Origin of the sequence: Amycolatopsis thailandensis (assembly GCF_002234405.1) — a bacterium.
GTDB lineage: Bacteria > Actinomycetota > Actinomycetes > Mycobacteriales > Pseudonocardiaceae > Amycolatopsis > Amycolatopsis thailandensis.
This window is the reverse complement of the sequence record NZ_NMQT01000075.1, coordinates 18,296-44,495: the sequence shown is the minus strand read 5'-3', so window position 1 is coordinate 44,495 and position 26,200 is coordinate 18,296. Positions and strand designations below refer to the sequence as shown.

Sequence of the window (26,200 nt, the reverse complement as noted above, 5' to 3'; positions counted from 1 at the left end):
AGCCGACCACTCGCGAGGGGGAGGTGGAAGGGCCAGTCAGAGGATCGCCTCGGACCTCCTCAACAGGACGTCGCCGACCTGACGTCGGGCCGTCATCGGCATCGGGCGGCCGTATCCGAGGCGCACCACCGCGTGGGGACGGCCGAGGTCGGCGAAGATCCGGTCCATCGCGATCCGCGTCTCCGGGGTTTCGAACGGCCTGCCGACGAACGACGTCGCCAGGCCTGCCGCCGTCGCGGTCAGCAGGACCCGTTGCAGCACCATCCCGGCCCGAAGGTCGGCGGTGGGGCCGTCGTCCGCGGTCAGGATCGCGCCGAGCACCGGCTCACCGCCTTCCGTGGCGGCCGAGAAGAAGGACTCCTGCGCGGGGATCCCGTGTGGTGACGGCGGTTTCGTCGGCGCCGGGACGCCGTCCGGGGCGTTGGCCACGCGCCGGGTCCACAGCGCGACCTCGGCCTGGAACGCGCCGTTGCGCGCCTGCGCGGCTTCGGCCCGGTGCAGCACGCGCGCGACAGCGTTCGCCCGATCGCCTCGGCCGAACAGCTCCAGCAGCCCGCCTTCCACCAGTGCGGCCGCCCGCAACGTCGTCCGTGCCCACGCGGGCACCGGCCGGTCGAGGAACGGGCGGCGGTTCGTGTGACGACGGAAGACGGCTTCGGCCAGTTTCCGCTCCTCGGGTGAGGAGAACCGATCGCCGTCGACCAGGAGTTCGGCGAGCAGGCCGGGCTCGTCCGGCGACGGCAGCGTCCGGAGCGAGAGCGTCTTCCCGTTGGAGCGCAAGGAGACGACCAGGTTGAAGATCGCGGCACCGCAGGAAAGACGCGCCTCTCGGGCCTCCGGGTCCGCGAGCCGGAGCACCCGCGCGCGGTCGAGCCACACCTCGATCCGGTCCCGGTCGGCGACGAATCGCCAAGGCTGGGTGTTGAGCGGGGACGGCGCGCGGACGGCGGCCGCGACCGCCTGGTCGACATGGTTCGGCAACGGGATCTTCATCGTGGGCTCCGATGGAAGGGGATTGATCCACCTTCGGCCGGGGTATCCGGCGACCGCAGCGGCCGCCGGTCACGAATCCCGGGGACTTTCGCCCCCGATTCCGGGGAGCGAGGACTTAGGACCCTGTGCCCTGAACGGCCGCGATGGGAGTCTCGATGACCGGAACGGAGCCGACGATGACGGACAAATGGACCATTGACGTTTCCCTGCGCCACGAGCAGTACCGGGTACGCGCGGAGGCGTTGCTCCGTCTGGAAGACGGTGGTGAGTTCGTCGGTGTCGGACTGGCGGAAGCCGGGCTGAGAGAAAGTTCGAACTCCCAGATCGGCGCCTATCTCGCGGTGACGCGGGCGCTTTCGGATCTCACCGCGGAGCTGCTGGAGACCGTCGCCTCCGACGTCGCCCGCTCGATCGAGGCCGGCGGGCTCCTCGCCGGGCAGTCGGCGAACTGACCGCGGTCACCGCAAGGGGGCGGACCACTCGATCCTGGTGCCGCCCTCTTCCCGTGTCTCCACCAGGAACGTCCCGCCCGCCTTTTCCGCGCGGTCACGGAGATTCCGCAACCCGCCGACCGTGCCGGGCGCGCCGACGATCCCGCCGCCGTCGTCGGTGACCACGATCCGCAGGACGTCGTCCTTCACGGCGACGCTCACCGAAACACCGCTCGCACCCGCGTGCCGGACGACGTTGCCGACCGTCTCCCGCACCACGGCTTCGGCGTTTTCGGCGAACAGGAAGGGAATCGAGTCGAGCGGTCCGGATAGGCTGACCGTCGGGTGGATCGAGGTCTCGTCGGTGAGTTCGGTGATCGAGTCGTAGAGGCGATGCCGCAGCCGCACCCCTTGCTGGCCTGCCTCGCCGCCGTGGAGGTCGAAGATCGCCGTGCGGATCTCGTGCACGATCTCGTGCATCTGGTCGATGCTGTCGCCGATCCTCCGCTGCAGTTCCGGCGAGTGCGTACGGCGGTGCGTGCTCTGCATGGCGAGACCGACCGCGAACAACCGCTGGATCACGTGGTCGTGCAGATCCCGCGCGATCCGGTCCCGGTCGGCGAGCACGTCGAGTTCCCTTGCCGTGCGCTGCTGCGCGGCCAGCTGGAGCGCGAGCGCGGCCTGGTCGGCGAACGAGGCCACCACCGGCAGCTGGGCGAGCTCGAACGGGACCGCGTCCGGGTTCCGCACCGCCATCAGCACGCCGGACGTGCGTTCCCGTGCCCGGAGCGGCACGACGAGCGTCGGGCCGAAGCTCAGTTCTCCCTCGGGACCGAGCACCAGTTCCGGCACACTGCGCGGGGTCCGGTCGCGATAGACCGCCCCCGGCAACGAAGCGGCGACGCTGATCCTCACCCCGGTCAGTTCCGCCGCCCGCGCGCCCGCGCAGACGGCGATGGTGAGTTCGTCGGCCTCCTCCTCACCGTCCGGGCTGACGTCTAGCCTGCCGGAACCGGGCAGTGCCAGCAAAGTGAGGTCGGAGCAGGTCAGTTCCAGTGCCCGGCTGGCGATCAGGTTGAGCGCCTCGACGGGGTCGGTGCCGCCCAGCAGTTCCGTGGTCACCTCACTGGTGGCGGCCTGCCACTGCTGGCGGATCCGCGCCTGCTCGTAGAGATGGGCGTTCTCGATCGCGATTCCGGCCGCGGCGGCGAGCGCCTGGACGACCACTTCGTCGTCGTCGGTGAAACTCTCACCACGTTTTTCGGTCAGGTAGAGATTTCCGAACACCTCGTCGCCTACCCGGACCGGCACTCCGAGGAAGGACCGCATCGGCGGATGGCACGGCGGGAATCCGACCGACGCGGGATGCCGCGAGATGTCGGCCAGCCGCACCGGTTTCGCCTCGTCGATGACGAAACCCAGCAGTCCGTGGCCTTTCGGGAGATGCCCGATCTGTTGCTTCGTGTCGCCATCGATACCGAGATAGACGAATTCGGCGAGCGAACCGTCGTCCGCGATCACGCCGAGCGCGCCGTAGGTGGCCTCGCCGAGGTCGATCGCGGCCTGCACGATCCGGTGCAGCGTCGCGTCCAGTTCCAGGCCCGACGCGACGGCCAGCACCGCTTCGAGCAGGCCGTCCATCTTGTCGCGGGTGCCGATGAGCCGTTCGATGCGGTCCTGGAGATCCCGCAGCACCTCGCGAACGCGCAGCTGGGAAAGCGCGCCGGTGACCCGGTCGTCACTTCCGCCGAGCCGGTCCTGACCCGACATCCTGCTGCGCCTCCGAAGATCGGGACAACCACGGCCGTGGTGACTTTCTCCTCTTACGTCCTCGCACCGCGGGCGGGGACCGTCTCATCGAGACAACCGTATGCCCGTGGCGCAGCGACGGGGGAAACCATGACCATACAAGTCACCGGGGTCGGGCGTTTGAACTCCGAACAGGTGAATTCCGTGCTCCGGTCGGCCACACTCGCACCGTCGACGCACAACACCCAGCCATGGCTCTTCCGGTGCGCCGGCACCGGAATCGAACTCCACGCCGATCCGCGCCGTATCCTCCCCGCCACGGATCCGGACGGGCGTGAACTCGTCCTTTCGTGCGGCGCCGCCCTTTTCACCCTCCGGACCGCGATTCACGCACTGGGCTTCCATCCCGCGACGACGCTCATGCCGAGCCGCGCCGACCCCGATCTGCTCGCGGTCGTCCGCCCGGTCGCGGAACGCACGCCCGATCCGAAGGTCTCCCGGCTCGCCCGCGCGATCACCCGCCGCCGGACCAACCGGCGGCCGTTCCTGCCCAGCGCGGTCCCGCGGTCCACGCTCGCCACCCTCCGCCACGCCACCGAACTGGAGCACGCGTGGATGCCGAGCCTCGACGCCGAACAGTGCGGTCATCTCCGTGATCTCACCTCTCGCGCCCGCCGGGTCCAGCTCGCCGATCCCGATTTCGTCGCCGAACTCGCCCGCTGGACCGGATTGGGCGCGGGGGCTCGCGACGGGGTCCCCTCCTACGCGACCGACGGCTCCCCCGCCGACGAAAGCTGGCTACTGGACGGATTCGGCGGCGCCGGCAACGGTTCGCGACCGGATCCACTGGTGGTGGTGATCGGGTCGCTGACCGACGAACGGCTCGACCGGCTCCAGGCAGGCCAGGCACTGCAACGCGTGCTACTCACCGCGACGGGCGCGGGCCTCGACGCGTCGTACATCTCGCCGCCGGTCATGGTCCGCGCCGCCCGCGACGAACTCCGGAGGCTGCTCGGTTGCGGGGTGTGGCCACAGGTGCTGCTGCGCGTCGGCTACGGCCTGCCGCTGCCGTGGACCCCGCGCCGCCCGCTGGACGACGTCCTGCTCGAAACGCTCGTTTCCGCCTGAGCCGGCGGAACTCTCACTGCCGTCGCAGTTCCGTGGCGAGCACGGCCGCCTGGGTGCGCCGCTGCATGCCGAGTTTCGTCAACAGCCGGGAGACGTAGTTCTTCACGGTCTTCTCGGCGAGGAACATCCGTTCCGCGATCTGCCGGTTGGTCAGCCCCTCGCCGATCAGCTCCAGCAACGTGCGTTCCTGTTCGGAAAGCCCTGCCAGCGGTCCCTTCTTGGCGGCGTCGTCGCGGAACTTCGCCATGAGCGTCGCGGCGGCCCGCGTGTCCAGCAGGGACCGGCCGAGACCGACCTCCTTGACCGCGGCCACCAGGTCCATCCCCCGGATGTCCTTGATCACGTACCCGCTCGCGCCGGCCATGATCGCGTCCAGCATCGCCTGTTCGTCGGTGTAGGACGTGAGCATCAGGCATTTCAGCTCGGGGATCTTGGATCGTAGTTCCCTGGCGAGTTCCACGCCGTTGCCGTCCGGCAGCCGCACGTCGAGCACCGCGACGTCCGGTCGCAGCGCCGGGATCCTCGCCAGCGCCTGGGAAAAAGTGGCGGCCTGGCCGACAACGCACAGTCCAGCGTCCTCCTCCAGCATGTCCGCGACCCCTCGACGGACCACCTCGTGGTCGTCGACCAGAAACACCCGGAGCATTCCGACCTCCACGGTTTCCCTCCTCGAAGGAAGAGCGTACGGCGCACGGCCGGTCACTGCGACAGGCCAAAGGGCCCTGTTAGGCACCCGTTCGAGTGGCTGCCGCCGACCGGACCAGGTTCATTTGCATCATTCGAGTCAGGACGTTCTGTTCTTCCCGGAGCAGTTCCGCCGCTGCGACGATCACGTCATGTCCGAGACCACGCTTTCGCCGGCCGCTTCGTCCGGCTCTCCCGACCCGACCGACGACGTCGCGGCCATGCGCAACCGTCTCCGCTTCTACCGGACCCGGGCCGAACAACTGCAGTACGCGCTGGACCACCGCCTGCCCATCGAACAGGCCAAGGGAATCCTCGCCGAGCGTTACCAAATCGACATCGACGCGGCGTTCGAGCTGCTGCGTTCGTTCTGCCGCAACAACAACATGAAGATCCACGACGTCGCCAGGACGCTCGTCGAGCAGCCGAGCGAGGGAGACCGACGAATCTCTTGCTGAGCCACGCCATGCTCGGAGGGGGGCCCGCGACCGCCACCGGCGCCACCGACAGCGCGGGCACGGATTGGGTGATGAACCGAACGCCGCCCCCCAGACTCCGGGTGCTCGTCGCGGACGACAACCCGGTCATCGGCGATGCTTTGCGCGCTCTTCTGGAAACCGAGCCGGACATCGACGTGGTCGCCGTCGCGCTGAACGCGGGAGAAGCGGTCGCGCTCGCGGAACTGCTGGTCCCCGAGGTCGCCGTGCTGGACGTGCGGATCCCCGGTGGGGGCGGCGCGTGGATGGCGAGGGAGCTCAGGCGCCGGGTGCCCCAGACTCGGTTGTTGGCGTTCTCCGCGCACAGTGATACCCGGTCCATCGCCCAGATGGCGTCCGCCGGCGTCACCGAGTACCTCGTGAAGGGCAGCCCGAACACCGAGATCGTCGCGGCCATCCGCCGCCTCTGCGCGAACAGCGCCAACGGGACGGAGTAGCCCGGACGTCAGCCGCGAGCCAGCGTTCCATACAAGCCAGCAGTTCCTCCGCGTTCACGGGTTTGGTGACGTAGTCGCTCGCCCCGGCGGCGAGGCTCTTCTCGCGGTCCCCTTCCATCGCCTTCGCGGTCACGGTGATGATCGGCAGGCTGGCGAACTTCGGCATCTCGCGGATCGCCGCCGTCGTCGCGTGGCCGTCCATCTCCGGCATCATCACGTCCATCAGGATCAGGTCGATGTCGTCGTCGGACAGCAGTTGCTCGATTCCCTTGCGGCCGTTGGGCGCGTGCACGACCGACAGGCCGTGCAGTTCGAGCATGCCCGAGATCGCGAACACGTTGCGGGCGTCGTCGTCGACCAGCAGGACCTTGCGTCCTTGCAGACGCGGCGGTCCGGCAGGCGGATCGGCGGCGTTCGCCGTCTCCTCCAGGGTCGCCGGAGGCCCTTCGGGTTGATGCATCAGCGGGAGGATGCCTTCGAGCTCGCTGGCCGAGATGTGCAGCATGATGCGCTCCCGCAGCGTGTCCAGTGACGGCAGCAGTTCGACGGGATGGACCCGCGCGTGGCTGTGCAGCAGCCGGTCCTGCGCGGCGCTGAGCTTGCGCGTCGCGTACGCCAGCACCGGAACCTCGACAGGATCCGGCCCTTCGGCGAGCCGTTTGAGGAAGGTCAACGCACTCGTTCCGGGGATGCTGGTGTCCAGCACGACGCAGCGATAGCTGTCGCGCTTCAATTCCTCGAACGCTTCCGCCGGACTGGCCACCGCCCGGACCTGGACGGACCCGTGACTGTCCGCGACATCGGCCGCGACCCCGCGGGCGAGCAGGGTCAGCAGGCTGTTCTGCTCGCTTTCCACCACCAGGACCCGCCGCTCCGCCTCGGCGTTGTCCGCACTGGGCTCGCCGCCAGGGCCCGGGTGCGCGGTGAACCGGGCCACCGGTAGGTAGAGGGTGAACGTACTGCCCGTCCCCAGCACGCTGTCCGCCCGGATCTCGCCGCCGAGCAGGTACGCGACCTCGCGGCTGATCGACAGGCCGAGCCCGGTCCCGCCGTACTTGCGGCTGGTGGTGCCGTCGGCCTGCTGGAAGGCGCCGAAGATCGAATCGAGGTTCTCTTCGGCGATCCCGATCCCGGTGTCGATCACACTGAAGGCCACCAGTGACTCGTGCGGCGACCCGCTCGCCGACCAGACGATGGTGTCGACCAGCTTGACCCGCAGCTCGACGCTGCCGTCTTCGGTGAACTTGACCGCGTTCGACAGCAGGTTCCGCAGCACCTGCCGGAGTCGCTGCTCGTCGGTGAACAGCAGTTCCGGCACGTCGGGCTCCACCGTGACCTGGAAGTCCAGCCCTTTCTCCGCGGTCAGCGGGCGGAACGTCGTGCCGACGTAGTCGAGCAGCTGGCGCAGCGGGAACGGCTCGTGGTGGATGTCCATCTTGCCCGCCTCGACCTTCGACAGGTCGAGGATGTCGTTGATCAGTTGCAACAGGTCGGTGCCCGCGGACTGGATCACCTTGGCGAACTCGACCTGTTTGGGAGTCAGGTTCTGGGTCGAGTTCTGCGACAGGACGCCGGCGAGGATCAGCAGACTGGTCAACGGCGTCCGGAGTTCGTGCGACATGTTGGCCAGGAACTCCGACTTGTACTTCGACGCCAGCGCGAGCTGCTGCGCGCGTTCTTCGATTTCCTGTCGCGCCTGCTCGATTTCGAAGTTCTTCACCTCGATGTCTCGGTTCTGCTGCGCGAGCAGTTCGGCCTTCTCCTCCAGCTCCGCGTTGGACACCTGGAGTTTCGCCTGCTGCGCCTGGAGTTCCTCCGATCGCGCTTGCAGTTCCTGTGCCAGCCGCTGGGACTCCTCCAGCAGCGAGTCTGTCCGCGCGTTGGCGATGATGGTGTTGACGTTGACGCCGATGGTCTCCATCAGTTGTTCGAGGAAATCCTTGCGGACGGCGGTGAACTCCCCGAACGACGCCAGTTCGATGACGCCGAGCACCTGGTCCTCGAAGACGATCGGCAGCACGATCAAGGTGACCGGCGGGGCGGAGCCGAGGCTGGACGAGATCTTCACGAAGTCCGGTGGCGTCCGGTCCACCACGATCGGTTTCTTGGTCTGCGCGGCCTGCCCGATCAGCGACTGCCCCATCGCGAAGTCCGACGGTGAGCCCGGGTCCTCGCTGTGCCCGTAGCTGGTGATCAGCCGCAGCCGCATGCCGTTCTCGCCGGACTCGGTGAGGAAGAACGTCCCGTGTTGCGCGCCGACCAGCGGGGTCAGCTCGTTCATGATCAACGTCGCCACCACCCGCAGGTCCCGATGCCCCTGCATCAGGCCCGAGATCCGCGCGAGATTGGTGTTGAGCCAGTCCTGTTCCTCGTTCGCCCGCGTGGTCTCGCGCAGCGACTGCACCATCGCGTTGATGTTGTCCTTCAGTTCCGCGACCTCACCCTGTGCCTCGACGGAGATCGACCGCGTCAGGTCACCGGTGGCCACCGCGCTGGTGACCTCGGCGATCGCGCGGACCTGACGTGTCAGGTTCCCGGCCAGCTCGTTGACGTTCTCGGTCAGCCGCTTCCAGGTGCCCGAAACACCTTCGACCTCGGCCTGCCCGCCGAGCCGTCCCTCGCTGCCGACCTCACGGGCGACCCGCGTGACCTCCGCGGCGAACGCGGAGAGCTGGTCGACCATCGTGTTGATGGTGGTCTTGAGCTCCAGGATCTCGCCCCGCGCGTCGACGTCGATCTTGCGGGAAAGGTCGCCCTGGGCGACCGCGGTGGTCACCTGGGCGATGTTGCGGACCTGGCCGGTGAGGTTGTTCGCCATCGAGTTGACGTTGTCGGTGAGGTCCTTCCAGGTACCGGCGACGTTCGGCACCCGCGCCTGCCCGCCGAGGATGCCTTCGGTACCGACCTCGCGCGCCACCCGGGTGACCTCGTCGGCGAACGCCGACAGGGTGTCGACCATCGTGTTGATCGTCTGCGCGAGTGCCGCGACCTCGCCCTTGGCCTCGACGGTGATCTTCTGGGACAGATCCCCTCTCGCGACCGCGGTGGCGACCTGGGCGATCGAACGCACCTGGTCGGTCAGGTTGTCCGCCATGACATTGACGGACATGGTCAGGCCCTTCCACGTGCCCGACACACCCTTGACGTCCGCCTGACCACCCAGCCGTCCGTCCGTCCCCACCTCACGCGCCACCCGCGTCACCTCGTCCGCGAACGACGACAACTGGCCGACCATCGTGTTGATCGTGTCCTTGAGTTCCAGGATCTCGCCGCGCGCGTCGACGCGGATCTTCTGGGACAGGTCGCCCTTCGCCACCGCCGTGGTGACTTCGGCGATGGAGCGGACCTGGTCGGTCAGGTTGTCCGCCATGACGTTCACGGACTCGGTCAGGCCCTTCCACGTCCCCGACACACCCTTGACGTCCGCCTGACCACCCAGCCGCCCCTCCGTCCCCACCTCACGCGCCACCCGCGTCACCTCGTCCGCGAACGACGACAACTGGTCCACCATCGTGTTGATCGTGTTCTTCAGCTCCAGGATCTCGCCCCGCGCGTCCACCGTGATCTTCTGTGACAGATCACCCTCTGCCACCGCCGTGGCCACCTGGGCGATGGACCGCACCTGCGCGGTGAGGTTGCCGGCCATGAAGTTCACCGACGTCGTCAAATCCCGCCAGGTCCCCGCCACCCCCGGTACCTGGGCCTGTCCGCCGAGCGCGCCCTCGGTCCCGACTTCCCTGGCGACCCGGGTGACCTCGTCGGCGAACGACGACAGCTGATCCACCATCGTGTTGATCGTGTTCTTCAGCTCCAGGATCTCGCCCCGCGCGTCCACCGTGATCTTCTGCGAGAGATCACCCTTCGCCACCGCCGTGGTGACCTCGGCGATCGACCGCACCTGGTCGGTCAGGTTGCCCGCCATGAAGTTCACCGACGTCGTCAAGTCACGCCAGGTCCCCGCCACGCCGGGCACTTCCGCCTGGCCGCCCAGCCGGCCTTCGCTGCCCACTTCGCGGGCCACCCGGGTGACCTCGTCCGCGAACGACGACAACTGATCCACCATCGTGTTGATCGTGTTCTTCAGCTCCAGCATCTCGCCTTTGACGTCGACGGTGATCTTCTGCGACAGATCACCCTTCGCCACCGCGGTCGCGACCTCGGCGATGTCGCGGACCTGGCCGGTGAGGTTGCCCGCCATCGCGTTCACCGAATCGGTGAGGTCCTTCCAGGTTCCCGAAACCGAGGGCACCGCCGCCTGGCCGCCGAGCTTTCCTTCGGTCCCCACCTCGCGCGCCACCCGGGTGACCTCGGAAGTGAACAGCGCCAACTGGTCGACCATCCCGTTGAAGACGACCGCCATCTCATCCATCAGGACGTCGTCCACCTGGGGCAACCGGGTGCTGAAATCGCCGTCGCGAACGGCTTTCAGCCCCTTCAACAACCGCTGCAAGCCTTCGTCGTCGATCGCTCCGCGCTTGTTTCCTGGCTCCGGCATCGAGGTGCCTCCTTTGTTCTGGTTCCCCCGCGGGTCCAGAGGGATACCGTCAATTCCGCGCGGACCAGGGAGGCCCCAGCGGAATCCAGAAGGCCACGGACGTACCTTCGCCGGGTCCGCTGGAAATCCGGAACCATCCTTGCGCCGCTTCCGCGCGCTCACGCATCGACGCCATTCCGATGTGTTCGCCCGAGACCACTTCGCGAGAACCCTCGACGTCCGCCTTCATCCCCTCGCCGTTGTCGGCCACCTTCACCAGAAGGCCGCCGTCCTGCCCTGTCAGTGAGACCTCGACCGCGGTGGCGTTCGCGTGCTTTCGCACGTTGACCAGCGCCTCCTGCAGGATCCGGAAGGCCGTGACGACGATGTCGGGCGGTGGTTTGGCGGTGAAATCGTTTCGCAGCGTGCACTCCAGGCCCCAGCCGGTGACGACGTCGTCGAGGTACTCGCGGACCGAGGCGACCAGATCGTCGTCGTTCAGCGCGGGCGGCCGCAATTGGGCGACCAGGATCCGCAAGCGCCGGATCGCCCCTTGAATCGCCTCGTCGAGTTGTGCCAGCGCGGAATCCCGCCGTTGCGCGGCGAGCATCTGCAACCGCATGCTCACCGCGATCATCGACTGGATGGAATCGTCGTGAACATCCCACGCGATACGGCGACGTTCGGTTTCCTGTGCCCGGACGAAATGCGCGAAAGCCCGTCGCCGCCCGGTCGTTTCCTCCTGCGATTTCCGGTGTTCGGTGAGATCACGGGTGACTTCGCCGAAACCGACGAGAGCGCCTTCCCGGTCCCGCAAAGCGGTGATCACGGTGTTGGCCCAGAACTTCTCACCGCCACGGCGGAGCCGCCAGCCCTCGTCCTCGTGGCTCCCCATCTCGGCCGCGATCAGCAGTTCCTCGGCCGGTTTTCCGTCGGCGATGTCCCTCTCGGTGTAGAAAACAGAGAAATGACGGCCGAGGATCTCCGCTTCGGAATACCCCTTGATCCGCTCCGCCCCCGTGTTCCAGCTGATCACGCGGCCGTCCACGTCCAGCATGTAAATGGCGTAGTCGACGACGCTGTGCACGAACAACTCGAAGAGCACAGCGTTTCGGTGATCAGGCGCCTGTTCCGATGGCAGCATGGCCATAGTGCAGCTTGGCACTCGGATACCTGTCACCGCTACGGCCGTTCGAGGAGGCCATTCTTCCGCGCGTGCGCGACGGCTTCGAGTTTCGAATGAGTGCCGGTCTTCACCAGGATCCGCTGCACGTGATTTCGCACGGTATTCCGCGCGAGCCGCAACTCCTCGGCGATCCGGTCGGTTCCCGCGCCGTCGGCGATCAGCCCGAGCACCTGCCGTTCCCGCAGGGTCAGCACCGGGCCGAGCCTGCCAGTGTTCCCGGCCAGCATGGCGAGGGCACCGCTGAGCAGTTCCGGCTCGATGACCACGTCGCCCGCCGCGACAGTCCGGATCGCCGTGACCAGCTCGTCGAGGAGACCCGATTTCAGCAGCAGACCGGCCCCGCCGACCTCCAGGATCCTGGCGGCGATGGCGCTGTTCGCGTCGCCGGTCAGCACGAGCACCCGGCTCGACGGCGAGATCGCCCGGAACCCTGCGATCGCCTCGATCCCGTCGCCGTCCGGGAGCCGCCGGTCGAGCAGGACGATGTCCGGCAGGTGCTCCCGCGCCGCGATCATCCCGTGGGAGAGGGACTCCACCGAGGCCACCAGATGGATTTCCGGGAATTCCTCGAACGCCGCGCCGAGCGCCTCGGCCACCATCTTGTGGTCTTCGACGAGCAGCACCCGGATCGGGGCCGCGGCCGGGGGCATGGGCCGCGGAAAGGTCGGGTTCGACATGCACCTTCTCCGTGTTCGTGGTCTCGCCGGGACCATTGTCCGGCAGATTCCCGGAAATCAATCCTGCCCACGGCCGCATTCACCCGGGTGCGGTTCCACCGACCAGCGCGACCGGGCACCGCGCGCGGCCCAACAGCCCCTGCGCCGTGCTTCCGAGCCCGCCGCCGGCCGAGCCGATGACGATCAGCCCCGCGTGCGGGACCGCCCGGATGAGGGCACGGGCCACGTTGCGGTCGCGGACGACCACCAGCCGGAAGACGACTCCGGGATACTTCTCGCGCCAAGCCGCCACCCGGTCCGCCAGCGCGCGTTCCTCAGCCGCTTCGACACTCGCCAGTTCGGCTCCGGCATCGAGGACGCTGTCGTGCCAGGCGTGCACGACGACCAGGGCGGCATTCCGCGCGGAAGCGCTCTCGAGCGCGAAACCCAGGGCACGTTCGCTGTCGCCGGACGGATCGACGCCGACGACCACCTCGCCCCGATGGGGAGCGGTGAGGCCGCGGACGACGACCACCGGGCATCTCGCGTGTCCGGCCACCTCCGTGGCGACCGCGCCGATCGGCGCTCCGCGCAGGGCCCCGAACCCGTGGGTTCCCAGCACCAGCAGCGACGCCGACCTCGACGCCGCGACCAGTTCGTCGATGATGCCGCCGGGTTTCACCTCGTGTTCGGTGGCCACCGCCGGTTCGGCTTCCCTCGCGACACTCGCGGCGGCGAGGTTGTCCTGCGCGGCGCCACCTTCCCAGCGGCGGCCGTCGATGTGGAGGAGCTTCAGCGTGCTGTCCCGTCTCGCCGCTTCACCCGCCGCCCAGCGCACCGCCGCCCGGGACGACTGCGAGGCGTCCACGCCGACGACCACGGCGGTGCGCCGCTGGATCCCGGTCATCACCGGCCTCCCGTCCCGCCGCCGGAACCGGCGGACGTCCGCCGACAGCCTGCCCTCCGGCGCGGCGCCGGCACAGGGCATGAAGTCCTTTTCCCAGAACGAGGACGGAAGTTCCGGCGGGCATTGTCCCACCGCCCCCGCCGGTCCTGCCGGTTCGACGCCAACCCGTGACCCGGGGTACCCGTCCGGCGACCGAGAGGGGTCTTTGTGCCCTCGATGGCACAACCTTCGGCGCTGACCGCGACGGCTCGCGATACCGCATCGTCGAAGGTGACGAACAGTCGGAATCCTCGCGCGGAAAGGGTGATCGGGACGTGACCACGAGAATCGCCGAGACCCGCCGCCGTCCCGGCACGCACGCCGGCACCACTTGGCCGCTGGTCTCCGCCGAACTCGAAAAGCTGCCGCGAGTGGTGGCTCGACCCGAGACCCACGTTCCGCCACTCGACGAGGTAATCGCCGCTGTCCGGCGTCTCGAGGACACGGCGCCCGCCACCCGGCGCCGATACCACGTCCTGCGATGGACCACGCGGGACCGGCGCGTCCAGCGGCTACGCGGCTGGCTCAGCGGCGTAGCCGGCTGACCGGGCGGGCGTCCGTCACACCGGACGCCACCGGCCGATGTCGGACTCCATCGGCACGATCCGGATCAGCGACGAGCGGATCTTCAGTTCGATCGCGCGATCCCGGCCGCGGGTGCCGCGTGGGGCATAGGGGTAGAAGGTGCCGCGTTCCCGTCGGTAGACCATGGTCAGCCTCGGGTGACGCATGTCCCGCAACTCGGCGAAGTCGACCGTCGTGTGCAGCAACCAGGACGCGAACCCGGCCTGAGCCAGCCTCTCGTTGACGTCGACGAGATCGTCGAGGAGCCAGCCCAGATCCCCGTTCTCCCGCCAGCAGCGCACGATCGTCCGCCCGTGCGCGTCGTGGGTGACCAGGTTGCGGCGGGCCGAGTCCCCGGCGAGTCCGGCGACGATCTCCGCCTCCGTCCCCTCGCCCGGCCGGCCTTCGGCGACGAAACAGACCGTCCCCGACCCGGTCGGCGCCAGCCCGTACCCGGACCGCAGCGTCAGCACCGCCGACCTCAAATCCAGCAACGGAAGCAGGCTCGGCCGCACCGAACGACTCTTCCCGAGTAGGCTTGCCAGCAGCGCCATGACCTCACGCATCCTTTCCTCTGCGTGAAGCTTTTCCGATCGGGCCCTCGCGCCCTAGGGCCGCACGGTCGCGCGTTCACCGGGACAAGTCCCCGGTTCCGGTGACCAACGGCCCTACCAGCGATTGCCGGGGTATTTCCCGGCAATTGTCACCGGTTCCGGCGCCGAAGAAGTTTCTCGCTGTCCAGCGTACCCGCCACGAACTCGCGCGCCACCTCGGAAACCTTCCTGTTCGAACTCCGGGCGAAGGCTCGCAGGCGTTGAAAGGCGGCTCCGAGGTCGACACCGGCGCGCTCGGCGAGCATTCCTTTCGCCTGCTCGATGATCACCCGGCTGTCGAGCGCGTTCTGCAACTGCCCCGAAAGGGTCCGGTAGTGGTGCAATTCCCGCTGTTGCAGGAGACACAGGGCGGCGACGTCGGCGAGCGCCTGGCCGAGCCGGCGGTCTTCGGCGCTCAGAACCGCGGTTTCGGCACTGAGCAACGCTATCGAACCGATGGTTTCCTCCATCGCGCGCATCGGGATCGCGGAAACCGCGGTATAGCCCTGTTCCACCACTCTCGCCACGTAGCCGGGCCAGCGCCGGATCTCGGCGGGAAGGTTCTCGACGGCGACCTCACTCCCGGTCTCGAAGGACTCGAGCGCGGGCCCCTCCTCGACGACCGGGGGACAGCGTTCCAGTTTCAGCCCCGGCAAGAAGACTTCCATCGAATCGATCGGCAGCAGCCGCACGCATTCGCTGGACAGCGTGTCCACGACCCGATCCGGCCCCAGATCCTCCGTGACACTCACGGTCAAACTCGCGAATGCCGCGCAGACCGCGGATTCCCTGTCCACCCCAGAGGCGATCTGCTCGCGCCAGCTGTTCACCAATGCGATTCTGGCCCGCACCAGGAGACCCGGCAACGACCAGATGGCCGATCCTGTCAGGCGACCACGAAGGTTATCTCGGATGGGTAACGATCACGGAATTCACCGGTTGCGCCGCAACGAAATCGGCGGCACGGTGTTCGCCCTCAGCGCGTCTTCGTCCATAGTGGACTCTCCGATTCCGGCCTTGCCGATCCTCTCCGCGACCAGGGCGCCGGGATCGTCGAGCGCGTCGGCCCTGCCGCTCAGGAAAGCCCACTCGTGCTCGTCCGAGCCGTAGTAGAGAACGGTCCCGAACGACTCGGTGAACCGGCGCCACGACGCGACGAGCGTCTGGTTGCGCCACAGCGTCGGGCAGCCGCCCTGGCAGCCGACCACTCCCCCTTCGGCGAGCAGCTCCGCGCACCTGGTCAGGAAGTCGGTTCCGTACAACCGGTTGTGCTGCGCCGCCGGATCGTCGTTCTCGTCCGGCAGGTCGATCACCACCACGTCGTAGGTGTCGCCGCGTTCGCGCGCCTCGGCGAGGAACTCCCAGCCGTCGCGGTAGTGGACGCGGATCTCGCCCTCGCCTCGCTCGGCACGGGCCAGATCGTCGAGCGTGTAGCCGTAGGGAAGATGCTCGGCGCAAGCACGCACCGCCTCGGCGTCGATGTCGACGTGGTCGACGACCTCGGCCCCCGCTGCGACCGCGAGCTCGGAGGCGACCCCTTCGCTGGAGCCGATGATCAGCACCCGCTCGACGCGTTCGGCGAGCAGCAGCGACGGGACCATCAGCGCCTCGTGGTAGACGAGCTGGCTCAGCTCGGTGCTCTGCCGTTCGTCGTCGCAGAACAGGGATATCCCCTGCGAGGTCCGTCCGATGAGGACGTTCTGGAACGCGGTCCTGCCCTCGAACAGGACCTCCTCGACGTCCCAGTTCCGGGTGAGCCCCGCGCCCATCGGCTCGACGATCACTCGTGGCGCCATCAGTTCTCTCCTCGTTCCACAGTGGACATCCGGACGGTGCCGGCGCCCAGCATCTTCGCCAGCAGCGTGACCGCCCGCTCCGGATCCGCCCGGTCCCCGCAGGTGAACACGTCCACGAACACCGACCCGATCTCCGGATAGGTGTGCACGGACGCGTGCGACTCGGCCAGCAGCGCGAGCGCGGTGACCCCTTGCGGGGCGAAGGAATGCGACACGACCTCGCAGACCGTCGCCCCCGCCTCGGTGACCGCGTCGGCGAGGGTCTTCTTCAAGAGTTCGGCGTCGTCGAGCAACGACGGCTCGACCCCCTCGAACTCCGCGAGTACGTGGCGGCCGGCGAACCGGCCGACGAGCGGCTCTTCACCCGGCATCGGCGAACCTCCCCACACAATAGGTGCGCAACGGCTCGATTCCGTTGAAAGCGACGGAAGAATAGCTGGCGGTGTACGCCCCGGTCCCCGGGATGTCCAGCCGGTCTCCCGCCTTCAGCGACATCGGCAGCGCGCACGGCGTCCGCTGGTACAGCACGTCGTCACCATCGCAGGTCGGCCCCGCGAGGACCACCGGCCCTTCCGGACCTTTGACGCCGACGGGCTCCAGTCGATACGCGACAGCTTCGTTCTCGCACTCCGCCATTCCGTTGTACCTGCCGACGTCGAGATAGACCCAACGGCGTTCGTCGGCGGCGGCGCGAGTGGTCACCAGGACGACCTCTGTCCGGATGAGTCCCGCGTCGGCGACGATCACCCGGCCCGGCTCCAGCAGCAGTTCCGGTCCCGGCAGGTGCCTTTGGAGGGCGGCGTGGACCACCGCCGCGTAATCGGTGAGCGACGGCACGGACTCGCGGTGCTCGGTGGCGAACCCGCCGCCGATGTTGAGCCGCTCCAAGCCGACGCCTGCTTCGGCGGCGACCTTGGCCGCGGTCGCGATCCCGATCTCCCACGCCGCCGGATCCGGCTGCTGCGAACCGACGTGGAACGCGATTCCGGGTCGCAGCCCGGCTTCCACGGCCTGCCGGAGCAGCGTGGCGGCCACCGCCGGTTCGCAGCCGAACTTGTGGCCGAACGGCGTCACCGAGTCCGGGCCGCCGGTCAGCAGGCGGACCGACACGAGTGAACTGGGCGCGTGCTCGGCCAGATTCGCCAGATCGCCCGCGGAATCCGTGGTGAATTCACGGACGCCGCGCGCGTACGCGGCCGCGATGTCCGCGGGTTTCTTGATCGTGTTGCCGTAGGCCAGTTCCGCCGCTCGCGCGCCGCGGGACAGGCACAGCGCGATCTCCGCCGTGCCCGCCACGTCGAACCCGGCTCCCGCCGACAGCACCGCGTCGAGCACTTCGGGAGTGGGATTCGCCTTGACCGCGTACCGGATCAGCGCGTCCGGGAACGCCGCCGAGACCGCGGCCGCCCGGTCCGCCACCAGGTCGGTGTCCACGACCAGGCACGGTGTCGGCGGTTCACGGTCCGCCAGGAAGGCGCGGATCCGGTTCAGGCTTTCGGTCACACGCCCCAGGGTGTCAAAGGCCGATCACCGGCACGGAACCCGGGGTCACGCCCGGGCGTCGTCCGAGGCCTGCTCCGGCAGGTCCACGCCGTGCTCGGCGGCCAGCCGCTCCAGGTTCGCCAGATCGGCGCCGACGGCCGAGGCACGATCGTCGTCCGAGTCCCGCCTGGCGATCCGGACGTCTTCCCTCGCCTGCCGTACCCGGTCCCGCAGATTCACCGCGAACTCGCTCATCGTGCACCCCCGATCTTTCGCACCTTGTCTGCTTTCACCCTAAGACCCTCCGAATCGGTCACCGACGTGATCTGTGTCATCACGGGTTCGTTCGTGTCGGAGTGAAGCAGTATGACGGCACGACCCGGGTTTCGCAGATCAGCGGAGCCCGGCTTTTTCAACGGGTTCGGCCACCCCTGCCCGGCGGCCGATCACCGCGAGCGGGGCGAGGGCGCACAGGCCACCCGCGACGGCGACCAAGACGTATCCGCCGAGGCCGAACAACTGCCCGGCGAGCAGGCTCGCCGCCGCGGAGGTCCCCCAGACGAAGGCGTCGACAGTGCCCTGCGCCCTCGCTCGCGGAGCGGGCGGGAGATCGCGGCTGAGCATGCCGCTACCGCCGACGAACACCAGGTTCCAGCCGTAGCCCAGCAGGAACATCGCGACCGGGATTCCCACGTGATGCGAATCGGGCGCGCCGATCGCGGTGACCGCCGCGACGGTGAGGGTGCCGATGCCGCCGAAGATGGTCGCGCGGCCGCCCCAGCGGTCGGTGATCCAGCCGGACAACGGCGCCAGCGCGAACATCCCGATCAGATGGGCGCTCAGCACCCAGCCGACGACGTCGAGCCCCTGGCCGTGCTCGTGCAGCTGTACCGGGGTCATCGTCATCACCGCCACCATGGCCAGTTGCGCGCCGACCATCGCCACGAGCGGCCCGAGGATCACCGGGTTCCGCACGGACATCCGTTCCCGCCTCGGCGCCCGCTCCGCCGGGGCGGCGAGATTTCGCGGCAGAGTGACGACGGCGACCACGGCGATGGCCACGACGACCGCGCCCGCCGCGATCGGGCCGGACAGGGCGGGTAACTCGGCGGCTTCCGCCCGGGCCGCGGCGGGCGCGATCAGGGCGGGCCCGGCGACCGCGCCGACGGTCCCCGCCCAGACCATTGTGGACAGTGCGAAACCCTTGCGGTGCTCGGGCGCCAGGTCGGCGGCCGTGTATCGCGACAGCTGCGCCCCGCTGTTGCCGAAACCGATCAGCGGCATCCCCGCCACCAACGCGAGCACGGATCCGCCGAGCACGCCCGCGAACGAGATCAGCGCGCCCGCCACCGCCGCCCCGTACATCAGCGCCAGGACGAGCCGCCTGCCGTAGCGGGCGGCCAGCGCGCCCGACGACAGCGAACCCACTGCGGAACCGAGTACCAGCACGGCGTTCGGCAGCCCGCTCCACGCGGCACCGGCGTGCTCGACCACGATCAGCGCCGCCGTGGTGGACAGGCCGACGACCGCGGTGCTGAGACAGGCGACGCCCATGAAGAGCGCGAACATCGGTTTCATGATTCAAACCTAGGGATTCCGGCCGCTCCGGCGAATAGGCTGGCGAAGGCCTCGCGGGGGTGCGAGGCCCATTATGAAAGGAATCCGGGCTCGATGACCTTACGATCGGAAAGAGCGCTGGACGACCTCGACTGGCGGCTCCTCGAAACGCTCCAGAGCGACGGGCGGCTCTCCTTCAAGGAGCTGAGCCGCCGCGTGAACCTCTCCGCGCCGGCGGTCGCCGAACGGGTCCGGCGGCTGGAGGAGGCGGGCGTCATCACCGGGTATCGCGCCCAGGTCGACGCGCGCCGGGCCGGGTACGACCTGCAGGCGTTCGTCGAGATGCGCTGCTCGCTCGGCAGCTGCCTGCTGCGCACCAGCAAGTCGGAGGATTATCCGGAGGTGGTCGAGCTGCACCGGCTCAGCGGAGACCGCTGCACCATGCTGAAGGTGCGGGCGGTGTCGCTCGAACACCTCGAAGGCCTCTTCGAACGGCTGGGCAAACACGGCGAGATCAGGTCGTCGGTGGTGCTGTCGACCCAGTACGAGGGCAGGCCGGTCGGGCCGCCGGTCGAGGACTACCTGAAGGCGACCAAGAGCGAGGGCTGGAGCGTCTGAATACTGGTCACCATGACTTTGCTCTTCGTCGACGGGTGGTTCGGTCCCGAGCCCGGGGACTGGCAGTCCGTGTGGTGCGACCGGTACCCGGGTTCCAAGCGCTTCGCACAGGACGACTGGGACGAGCCCGTCCGCGAAGACTGGGTCGCCAACCTGGACGAGGCGCTCGTGGAGACCACCGCGCCACCCGTTCTCGTCGCGCACAGCCTCGGCTGCCTGACCGTGCTGCACTGGCTCGCGGGCGGTGGGGACCGGCCCGTGCGCGGCGCGTTGTTCGTGACACCCGCCGACGTCGAAGAGAACCCGGAGCCCGCGTTGGCCGGATTCGCCCCGATCCCCCGCCTCACCCTCCCTTTCCCCGCCGTCGTGGCCGCCAGCGCGAACGACCGCTGGATGACCCCGGCCCGCGCGCGGTCCTTCGCCGGGATCTGGGGCGCCGAGTTCGCCGACATCGGCCCCGTCGGGCAACCTCACCGGTACCCACGGTCCGTGGCCCGAAGGCGAGAAGCTGCTCGCCACCCTGCTTTAGGCGCTGTCCGGTCAGGAATCGAGAAGCGACGGCGGCCCGGCTTCGCTTAGCGTGATCACCATCGCGGGCGCACCACGCGAACGACGAGGAAAAACGGCTCGAAGCTGGTTAGATCGAGCCCGGAAAGGCTGACGGACCGTACACGCGGCCGGATCAGGATGGAGACACGATGCGCAAGACCACCAGGCCGCAGCCACCCGAGGAACACCCCGCGGACAGCCACGATCTGATCCGCGTACTGGGCGCGAACGAGAACAACCTCCAGAACGTCGCCGTCGAACTGCCGAAGCGCCGGCTGACGGTGTTCACCGGTGTCTCCGGGTCGGGCAAGAGCTCGCTGGTCTTCGACACGATCGCGGCCGAGTCGCAGCGGCTGATCAACGAGACCTACAGCACCTTCGTGCAGGGTTTCATGCCGACGCTGGCCCGGCCCGAGGTCGACGTCCTCGACGGCCTGACCACCGCGATCATCGTCGACCAGCAGCGGATGGGGTCCGACCCCCGCTCCACGGTCGGCACCGCCACCGACGCCCACGCGATGCTGCGCATCCTCTTCAGCCGGATCGGCAAGCCGCACATCGGCTCCCCGCAGGCCTTCTCCTTCAACGTCGCCTCGATCTCCGGAGCGGGCGCCGTGACCCTCGAAAAGGGCGGACGGACCACGAAGGAACGCCGCGAGTTCAGCATCACCGGCGGTATGTGCGCCCGGTGCGAAGGCCGGGGCAAGGTCAACGACATCGACCTCACCGCCCTGTTCGACGAGACCAAATCCCTCAACGAGGGCGCGCTGACGATCCCCGGTTTCTCCATGGAGGGCTGGTACGGCCGCATCCTGCGCGGCTGCGGTTTCTTCGACCCCGACAAGCCGATCAAGAAGTACACGAAGCGGCAGTTCGACGACCTGGTCTACAAGGAGCCGGTCAAACTCAAGATCGAAGGCATCAACCTGACCTACTCGGGTCTGATCCCCACGATCCAGAAGTCGTTCCTGTCCAAGGACCGGGAGGCGATGCAGCCGCACATCCGCGCGTTCGTGGACCGGGCGGTCACCTTCACCACCTGTCCCGAATGCGACGGCTCCAGGCTGAGCGAGCTCGCGCGCTCGTCGAAGATCAAGCGGATCAACATCGCCGACGCCTGTTCGATGCAGATCAGCGACCTCGCCGACTGGGTCCGCGGGCTCAAGGAGCCGTCGGTCGCGCCGCTGCTGGAGAAGCTCCAGCACACACTCGACTCCTTCGTGGACATCGGACTCGGCTATCTCTCCCTCGACCGGCCGTCCGGCACGCTCTCGGGTGGCGAGGCCCAGCGCACGAAGATGATCCGGCACCTCGGTTCTTCGCTCACCGACGTCACCTACGTCTTCGACGAACCCACCATCGGCCTGCACCCGCACGACATCCAGCGGATGAACAACCTGCTCGAGCAGCTGCGCGACAAGGGCAACACAGTGCTGGTCGTCGAGCACAAGCCGGAGACGATCGCGATCGCCGACCACGTCGTCGACCTCGGCCCCGGTGCGGGCACCGCGGGCGGGACGATCTGCTTCGAGGGCACCGTCGACGGCCTGCGCGCCAGCGACACCATCACCGGCAGGCACCTCGACGACCGGGCGTCGCTCAAGGACAGCGTCCGCGAGCCCACCGGCAAACTGGAGATCCGCGGCGCGGACCGGCACAACCTGCGGAACGTGAACGTCGACGTCCCGCTCGGCGTCCTCTGCGTCGTCACCGGTGTCGCGGGCTCCGGCAAGAGCTCGCTGATCCACGGATCGATCCCGTCCGCCGAGGGCGTGGTTTCGGTCGACCAGACGCCGATCCGCGGCTCGCGGCGGAGCAACCCGGCCACCTACACCGGCCTGCTCGAACCGATCCGCAAGGCGTTCGCCAAGGCCAACGGTGTGAAGCCCGCGCTGTTCAGCGCCAACTCCGAGGGCGCCTGCCCGAACTGCAACGGCGCGGGCGTCATCTACACCGACCTCGGCATCATGGCGGGCACCGCGACCACCTGCGAGGAGTGCGACGGCAAGCGGTTCCAGGCCTCGGTGCTGGAGTACACCTTCGGCGGCAAGAACATCAGCGAGGCACTCGCGATGCCGGTGTCCGAAGCCGTGGAGTTCTTCTCCGAGGGCGAGGGACGCGTCCCCGCCGCGGCCGCGATCCTCGCCAGGCTCAACGACGTCGGGCTCGGCTACCTCAGCCTCGGCCAGCCGCTCACCACGCTGTCCGGCGGTGAACGGCAGCGGCTGAAGCTGGCGACGCACATGGGCGACAAGGGCGGTGTCTACGTCCTGGACGAGCCGACCACCGGTCTGCACCTCGCCGACGTCGAGAACCTGCTCGGCCTGCTGGACCGGCTCGTGGACGCGGGCAAGTCCGTGATCGTGATCGAGCACCACCAGGCGGTCATGGCACACGCGGACTGGATCATCGACCTCGGTCCGGGCGCCGGTCACGACGGCGGCAAGGTCGTCTTCGAGGGCACGCCGTCCGACCTCGTCGCGGCGGGTTCGACGCTGACCGGTGAGCACCTGGCGGCCTACGTCGGCAAGTGACCCCCGGCAAGCCCCGCGTTTAGTCCTCTGGATGCGGGAGGCGGGGCGGTCTTGGGTCGGGCTGGTCGTGAGTGGCGATTCGGGTTATTGAGGGTAAGGCAAATGTGGCGTGTTGTGTCGCTCGTCCGTACGTCGGCCTCGGGTGTCGCGAAAGCCGCTTTCGGGACATCAGGTGTCCTGAAAGTGGCCCTCGCGACACCTCCGGGCCTCCGTCGCCCATTACGACCGCACGCCCCGAGGCGAAGGGGACTTTCCGCTCATGCGATGCGAGGAAAGTCCCCTTCGCCTCGGTCGTCACCGTCGGGCGTCAGGTCCGTGAAGGCCTCCTTGAGGGACCCTGGGTCCCTCAAGGAGGCCTTCACGGACTTGGCACCCGACGGGACACCTTTGCCTTACCCCTCAATAACCCTATTTGCCGCTCACGACCACCTGTACCGACGCTTTCCGGCACCCCACAGCGTTGCGAAAGCCACTTTCGCAACCTTCAACGTTGCGAAAGTGGCTTTCGCAACGTCCCCTTCGCCTAGCGCTTCCCTGCACGTCCCCTGCGATTAGTCACCTGATTGCGGTCCGGGTGGCGGGCCGGCCGGCCGTGAATCACAAGTGCCCCAGGAACCTCAGCCGTCACCACCGGACCGCGAAAGTACATGATGGCCTCCTTCCTTGCGCTAGACGCAAGGAAGGAGGCCATCATGTACTGCGGGTCTGCGCGAGGCTGAGCACCACTCCCGCAATTAGTCCTCTGAATGCGAAGGGGGACGTCACTCGCCTTCGGTTTCGAGGCCGTCCCGGTCGGCCCATTCCAGCAAGGTGTCGAGCGAGTAGGCCGTGTCGTCGATGCCCGCGTGCAGGTCGCCGAGTTCGGCGAAGCGCGCGGGCACGGTGGCGATGGTGAACTCACGCGGTTCGACGTCGTCGATCTCGTCCCACCTGATCGGCGTCGAGACGACGGCTTCGGGCACGCCGCGCACCGAGTACGCACTCGCGATCGTGTGGTCGCGAGCGTTCTGGTTGTAGTCGACGAAAAGTTTCGACGGGTCACGATCCTTGCGCCACCAGGTGGTGGTGACCTCGTCGGGCAGCCGGCGTTCGACCTCGCGCGCGAAGGCGAGCGCCGCCCGGCGGACCTCCTGGAAACCCCACCGCGGCTCGATCCGGACGTAGACGTGCAGGCCGTGCCCGCCGGAGGTCTTCGGCCAGCCGGTGATGCCGAGTTCGTCCAGGATCTCGCGGACGGTGTGGGCGACCTTCCGCACGGTCGAGAACGGGCAGTCCGGCATCGGGTCGAGGTCGATCCGCCACTCGTCGGGGCGTTCGGTGTCCGCGCGACGGGAGTTCCAAGGGTGGAACTCGACGGTCGACATCTGCACCGCCCAGATCACGTCGGCGGGATGCGTGACGCACAGCTCGTAGGCGTGCCTGCCGGAGGGGAAGTCGACGCGGACGGTCTGGAGCCAGTCCGGGGCCCCGTTCGGGACCCGTTTCTGGTGGACCTTGTCCCCCGACACCCCGGACGGGAACCGGTGCAGCATGCACGGCCGCTCCCGCAGCGCCCGCACGATCCCGTCGCCGACCGCGAGGTAGTACCGGACGAGATCGAGCTTGGTCTCACCCCGCGCCGGGAAGTAGACGCGATCCGGGCTCGAGAGGCGCACCGTCCGGTCGCCGACCTCGATCTCCACCGCCGAGCTTTTCGCCATACAGGCAAGCTATCCCGAAAGCGGCCGATCCGCGTCCGCTCGCTCCTGCCAGGATGACGGCATGGCACAACGGACCCGCGCGGACGCGCTCTCCCGCGAGCGCATCGTCGAGGCCGCCGTCGAACTGCTCGACGCGGACGGCGAGCGCGGGCTGACCTTCCGGACGCTGACCGAACGCCTCGCCACCGGCCCCGGGGCGATCTACTGGCACGTGCCGAACAAGGGCGAACTGCTCGCCGCCGCGACGGCGTCCGTCATCGGTGACGCTTTGACCGTCGCGACCACGGGCTCACCCTGGGAAGAGATCCGCGCCCTCGGAATCGGCCTGTTCGAAGCGATCGACCGGCATCCGTGGCTTTCCGCTCAGCTCGCCGTCCAGCTTTCCCGCAGCCCCTGGAGCTCGGTGACGCCGCGGATCTTCGACAGCATCGGACGCCGGGTCAGCGCGCTGGGCGTCCCCGAAGCCACCTGGTTCACCGCGACCTCGGCGCTCGCGCACTACATCTTCGGCGCCGCGGGCCAGAACGCCGCGAACGCCCGGGTGCTCCGGAGCGGCGGCACGGACCGCGCCGAATACCTTCGCGCCGCGGCGAGCGCATGGGAGGAACTCGATCCCGCCGAGTTCCCGTTCTTGAAGTCCATCGCCGATCAGGTGCGCGAGCACGACGACCGGGAGCAGTTCCTCACCGGGATCGATCTCATCCTGACCGGGATCACCGCTCAGGGACGAACCTGAGCTCGACGCCTGGCCTTGTGGATCGTCGCGACCATGATGGCGAAGACCAGGCCGAGGAAGGTCCGGTCCGTCGCGGGCACCCAGCGCACCTCGCCGCCCTTGAGGACGTACGCGCCGACAGGCCGCGCGGCGAGCATGAACCCGCCGCCCTCGCCTTCTTTGCCTTGTTCGGTGCCGTGCCCGCCGCCTCCGCCGCCGATGATGCTCGCGGCCGGGATCAGCACCACGCCGTCCTTCTCGACGGGCTCGCCGTAGACCCGCCGGACGGTCAGGTTGTCCCGCATCGTGCCGACGATCTTTTCGAGCCCCATTCAGTCCCCCACTCTGTCCAGTTCCAGCGCGATCGCGCCCCGCAGCAGGTCCCGCGCCCGGTCCAGGTCCATCGAACCAGAAAGCCACCGCTCACTGAGTCCTTCGACCAGGCTGGTGAGCCGTTCGGCGGCGTCCTCCGCCTTGACGCCGTCGCCGCCGACGCGCCGGATCGTGTCGGCGACCTCGTCCACCCAGACCCGTGTCGACTCCGCCAGCGGTTCGCGCAGTTCGGGGGCGAAGACGGCACTGGCCCGTAGCTCGCCCCAGGCCGTGCTGTTCTCCCGCACCGCCTGGGAGTCCTGAAGCTCCCCGAACAACATGAGCTCCAGTTCGGCGCGGGGATCCGCCGCCTCGGCCGCGGCCTCTTCGGTGTAGGCGGCGGCGCGATCGCTGACGAACTCCAGCGTCTTGCCGAGCAGCCCGGCACGGTTGGTGAAGTGGTAGTAGATCAGCGACGTCGAGATCCCGGCCTCGGCCGCGATCTTCTCCACCCGCAGGCCCCGCACCCCGCTGCGCGCGATCACCCGCACGGCCGCTTCCAAGATCTTCTGCTGACGTTCGAACACGGGTGTTCACCC

Annotated in this window: 26 protein-coding genes; 9 read left to right on the top strand and 17 right to left on the bottom strand. The window is 68.5% G+C overall.

Annotated features, from left to right (window positions below; genetic code table 11):
* Positions 1–36 precede the first annotated feature (36 nt).
* Entirely contained in the window at positions 37–993 is a 957-nt protein-coding gene (locus CFP71_RS21900; RefSeq protein WP_093935774.1) for an Acg family FMN-binding oxidoreductase, read from the bottom strand.
* 155 nt (positions 994–1,148) lie between these two features.
* On the opposite strand from CFP71_RS21900, the gene CFP71_RS21895 reads away from it, so the two are divergent.
* Entirely contained in the window at positions 1,149–1,445 is a 297-nt protein-coding gene (locus tag CFP71_RS21895) for a dsRBD fold-containing protein (protein WP_093935826.1), read from the top strand.
* Positions 1,446–1,451: 6 nt separating this feature from the next.
* On the opposite strand, the gene CFP71_RS21890 is transcribed toward CFP71_RS21895, so the two are convergent.
* Positions 1,452–3,194, bottom strand: a complete 1,743-nt coding sequence (locus CFP71_RS21890) for a GAF domain-containing sensor histidine kinase (protein WP_093935773.1) — start codon at positions 3,192–3,194, stop codon at positions 1,452–1,454.
* Between the two features lie 129 nt (positions 3,195–3,323).
* On the opposite strand from CFP71_RS21890, the gene CFP71_RS21885 reads away from it, so the two are divergent.
* Positions 3,324–4,301: an Acg family FMN-binding oxidoreductase gene (locus CFP71_RS21885; protein ID WP_093935772.1), complete on the top strand. Its 978-nt coding sequence runs from the start codon at positions 3,324–3,326 to the stop codon at positions 4,299–4,301.
* Between the two features lie 13 nt (positions 4,302–4,314).
* Here the strand turns inward: CFP71_RS21885 and CFP71_RS21880 are convergent, their stop codons facing one another.
* On the bottom strand, positions 4,315–4,947 hold the full coding sequence (locus CFP71_RS21880; RefSeq protein WP_167406224.1) for a response regulator: 633 nt from the start codon (positions 4,945–4,947) through the stop codon (positions 4,315–4,317).
* Between the two features lie 190 nt (positions 4,948–5,137).
* Here CFP71_RS21880 and CFP71_RS21875 point away from each other — a divergent pair, with 190 nt between their 5' ends.
* Positions 5,138–5,443: an ANTAR domain-containing protein gene (locus CFP71_RS21875; protein WP_093935825.1), complete on the top strand. Its 306-nt coding sequence runs from the start codon at positions 5,138–5,140 to the stop codon at positions 5,441–5,443.
* Between the two features lie 101 nt (positions 5,444–5,544).
* Positions 5,545–5,919: a response regulator gene (locus CFP71_RS21870; RefSeq protein ID WP_093935824.1), complete on the top strand. Its 375-nt coding sequence runs from the start codon at positions 5,545–5,547 to the stop codon at positions 5,917–5,919.
* On the opposite strand, the gene CFP71_RS21865 is transcribed toward CFP71_RS21870, so the two are convergent.
* The 4 genes from CFP71_RS21865 to CFP71_RS21850 form a co-directional block, all read right to left on the bottom strand.
* Positions 5,828–10,414: a HAMP domain-containing protein gene (locus CFP71_RS21865; protein ID WP_244199778.1), complete on the bottom strand. Its 4,587-nt coding sequence runs from the start codon at positions 10,412–10,414 to the stop codon at positions 5,828–5,830. The two genes, CFP71_RS21870 and CFP71_RS21865, sit on opposite strands and share 92 nt — an antisense overlap.
* Positions 10,415–10,463: 49 nt before the next feature.
* Positions 10,464–11,498 carry a PAS domain-containing sensor histidine kinase gene (locus CFP71_RS21860; protein ID WP_093935770.1) on the bottom strand — a complete coding sequence of 345 codons (1,035 nt, stop codon included), beginning with the start codon at positions 11,496–11,498 and terminating at the stop codon, positions 10,464–10,466.
* A gap of 77 nt (positions 11,499–11,575) precedes the next feature.
* Positions 11,576–12,256 carry a response regulator gene (locus tag CFP71_RS21855; protein WP_093935767.1) on the bottom strand — a complete coding sequence of 227 codons (681 nt, stop codon included), beginning with the start codon at positions 12,254–12,256 and terminating at the stop codon, positions 11,576–11,578.
* A gap of 79 nt (positions 12,257–12,335) precedes the next feature.
* Positions 12,336–13,223, bottom strand: coding sequence for a universal stress protein (locus CFP71_RS21850; protein ID WP_244199777.1), 888 nt, complete (start codon positions 13,221–13,223; stop codon positions 12,336–12,338).
* 233 nt (positions 13,224–13,456) lie between these two features.
* Here CFP71_RS21850 and CFP71_RS21845 point away from each other — a divergent pair, with 233 nt between their 5' ends.
* Positions 13,457–13,726 carry a hypothetical protein gene (locus CFP71_RS21845; RefSeq protein ID WP_093935765.1) on the top strand — a complete coding sequence of 90 codons (270 nt, stop codon included), beginning with the start codon at positions 13,457–13,459 and terminating at the stop codon, positions 13,724–13,726.
* 15 nt (positions 13,727–13,741) lie between these two features.
* Here CFP71_RS21845 and pspAB read toward each other — a convergent pair whose 3' ends face one another.
* The 7 genes from pspAB to CFP71_RS21810 all read right to left on the bottom strand — a co-directional run bounded on the left by pspAB (position 13,742) and on the right by CFP71_RS21810 (position 19,194).
* Positions 13,742–14,311: a PspA-associated protein PspAB gene (gene pspAB / locus CFP71_RS21840; protein ID WP_244199776.1), complete on the bottom strand. Its 570-nt coding sequence runs from the start codon at positions 14,309–14,311 to the stop codon at positions 13,742–13,744.
* A gap of 137 nt (positions 14,312–14,448) precedes the next feature.
* Positions 14,449–15,168: a GAF and ANTAR domain-containing protein gene (locus CFP71_RS21835; protein ID WP_244199775.1), complete on the bottom strand. Its 720-nt coding sequence runs from the start codon at positions 15,166–15,168 to the stop codon at positions 14,449–14,451.
* A gap of 102 nt (positions 15,169–15,270) precedes the next feature.
* Complete coding sequence (locus CFP71_RS21830; protein ID WP_093935763.1) at positions 15,271–16,134, bottom strand: spermidine synthase; 864 nt, start codon at positions 16,132–16,134, stop codon at positions 15,271–15,273.
* Positions 16,134–16,505, bottom strand: a complete 372-nt coding sequence (speD, locus tag CFP71_RS21825) for an adenosylmethionine decarboxylase (RefSeq protein WP_093935760.1) — start codon at positions 16,503–16,505, stop codon at positions 16,134–16,136. The genes CFP71_RS21830 and speD overlap by 1 nt, the downstream gene beginning before the upstream one ends.
* Positions 16,495–17,637: a type III PLP-dependent enzyme gene (locus CFP71_RS21820; protein WP_093935758.1), complete on the bottom strand. Its 1,143-nt coding sequence runs from the start codon at positions 17,635–17,637 to the stop codon at positions 16,495–16,497. Before CFP71_RS21820 ends, speD begins: the two co-directional genes overlap by 11 nt.
* A 45-nt stretch (positions 17,638–17,682) precedes the next feature.
* Positions 17,683–17,871 carry a hypothetical protein gene (locus CFP71_RS21815; protein ID WP_093935756.1) on the bottom strand — a complete coding sequence of 63 codons (189 nt, stop codon included), beginning with the start codon at positions 17,869–17,871 and terminating at the stop codon, positions 17,683–17,685.
* Positions 17,872–18,009: 138 nt separating this feature from the next.
* Positions 18,010–19,194, bottom strand: a complete 1,185-nt coding sequence (locus tag CFP71_RS21810; RefSeq protein ID WP_093935755.1) for an MFS transporter — start codon at positions 19,192–19,194, stop codon at positions 18,010–18,012.
* Between the two features lie 93 nt (positions 19,195–19,287).
* On the opposite strand from CFP71_RS21810, the gene CFP71_RS21805 reads away from it, so the two are divergent.
* The 3 genes from CFP71_RS21805 to CFP71_RS21795 all read left to right on the top strand — a co-directional run bounded on the left by CFP71_RS21805 (position 19,288) and on the right by CFP71_RS21795 (position 22,874).
* The gene (locus CFP71_RS21805) at positions 19,288–19,791 is read left to right on the top strand and encodes an Lrp/AsnC family transcriptional regulator (RefSeq protein WP_005158937.1); all 504 of its coding nucleotides are present in this window, start codon (positions 19,288–19,290) and stop codon (positions 19,789–19,791) included.
* 12 nt (positions 19,792–19,803) lie between these two features.
* The gene (locus CFP71_RS21800) at positions 19,804–20,370 is read left to right on the top strand and encodes an RBBP9/YdeN family alpha/beta hydrolase (RefSeq protein ID WP_093935753.1); all 567 of its coding nucleotides are present in this window, start codon (positions 19,804–19,806) and stop codon (positions 20,368–20,370) included.
* 119 nt (positions 20,371–20,489) lie between these two features.
* Entirely contained in the window at positions 20,490–22,874 is a 2,385-nt protein-coding gene (locus CFP71_RS21795) for an ATP-binding cassette domain-containing protein (RefSeq protein ID WP_093935750.1), read from the top strand.
* Between the two features lie 761 nt (positions 22,875–23,635).
* On the opposite strand, the gene ligD is transcribed toward CFP71_RS21795, so the two are convergent.
* Positions 23,636–24,574 (bottom strand): non-homologous end-joining DNA ligase, encoded by a 939-nt coding sequence (ligD, locus tag CFP71_RS21790; RefSeq protein WP_208636004.1) that lies wholly within the window; start codon positions 24,572–24,574, stop codon positions 23,636–23,638.
* Between the two features lie 61 nt (positions 24,575–24,635).
* Here ligD and CFP71_RS21785 point away from each other — a divergent pair, with 61 nt between their 5' ends.
* Positions 24,636–25,310 carry a TetR/AcrR family transcriptional regulator gene (locus CFP71_RS21785; protein ID WP_093935746.1) on the top strand — a complete coding sequence of 225 codons (675 nt, stop codon included), beginning with the start codon at positions 24,636–24,638 and terminating at the stop codon, positions 25,308–25,310.
* Here the strand turns inward: CFP71_RS21785 and CFP71_RS21780 are convergent.
* Together CFP71_RS21780 and CFP71_RS21775 are read right to left on the bottom strand one after the other, a co-directional pair.
* Positions 25,295–25,621, bottom strand: coding sequence for a sporulation protein (locus CFP71_RS21780; RefSeq protein ID WP_093935745.1), 327 nt, complete (start codon positions 25,619–25,621; stop codon positions 25,295–25,297). The two genes, CFP71_RS21785 and CFP71_RS21780, sit on opposite strands and share 16 nt — an antisense overlap.
* Positions 25,622–26,188, bottom strand: coding sequence for a TetR/AcrR family transcriptional regulator (locus CFP71_RS21775; protein WP_093935743.1), 567 nt, complete (start codon positions 26,186–26,188; stop codon positions 25,622–25,624). It lies immediately after the preceding gene.
* Positions 26,189–26,200: the final 12 nt, after the last annotated feature.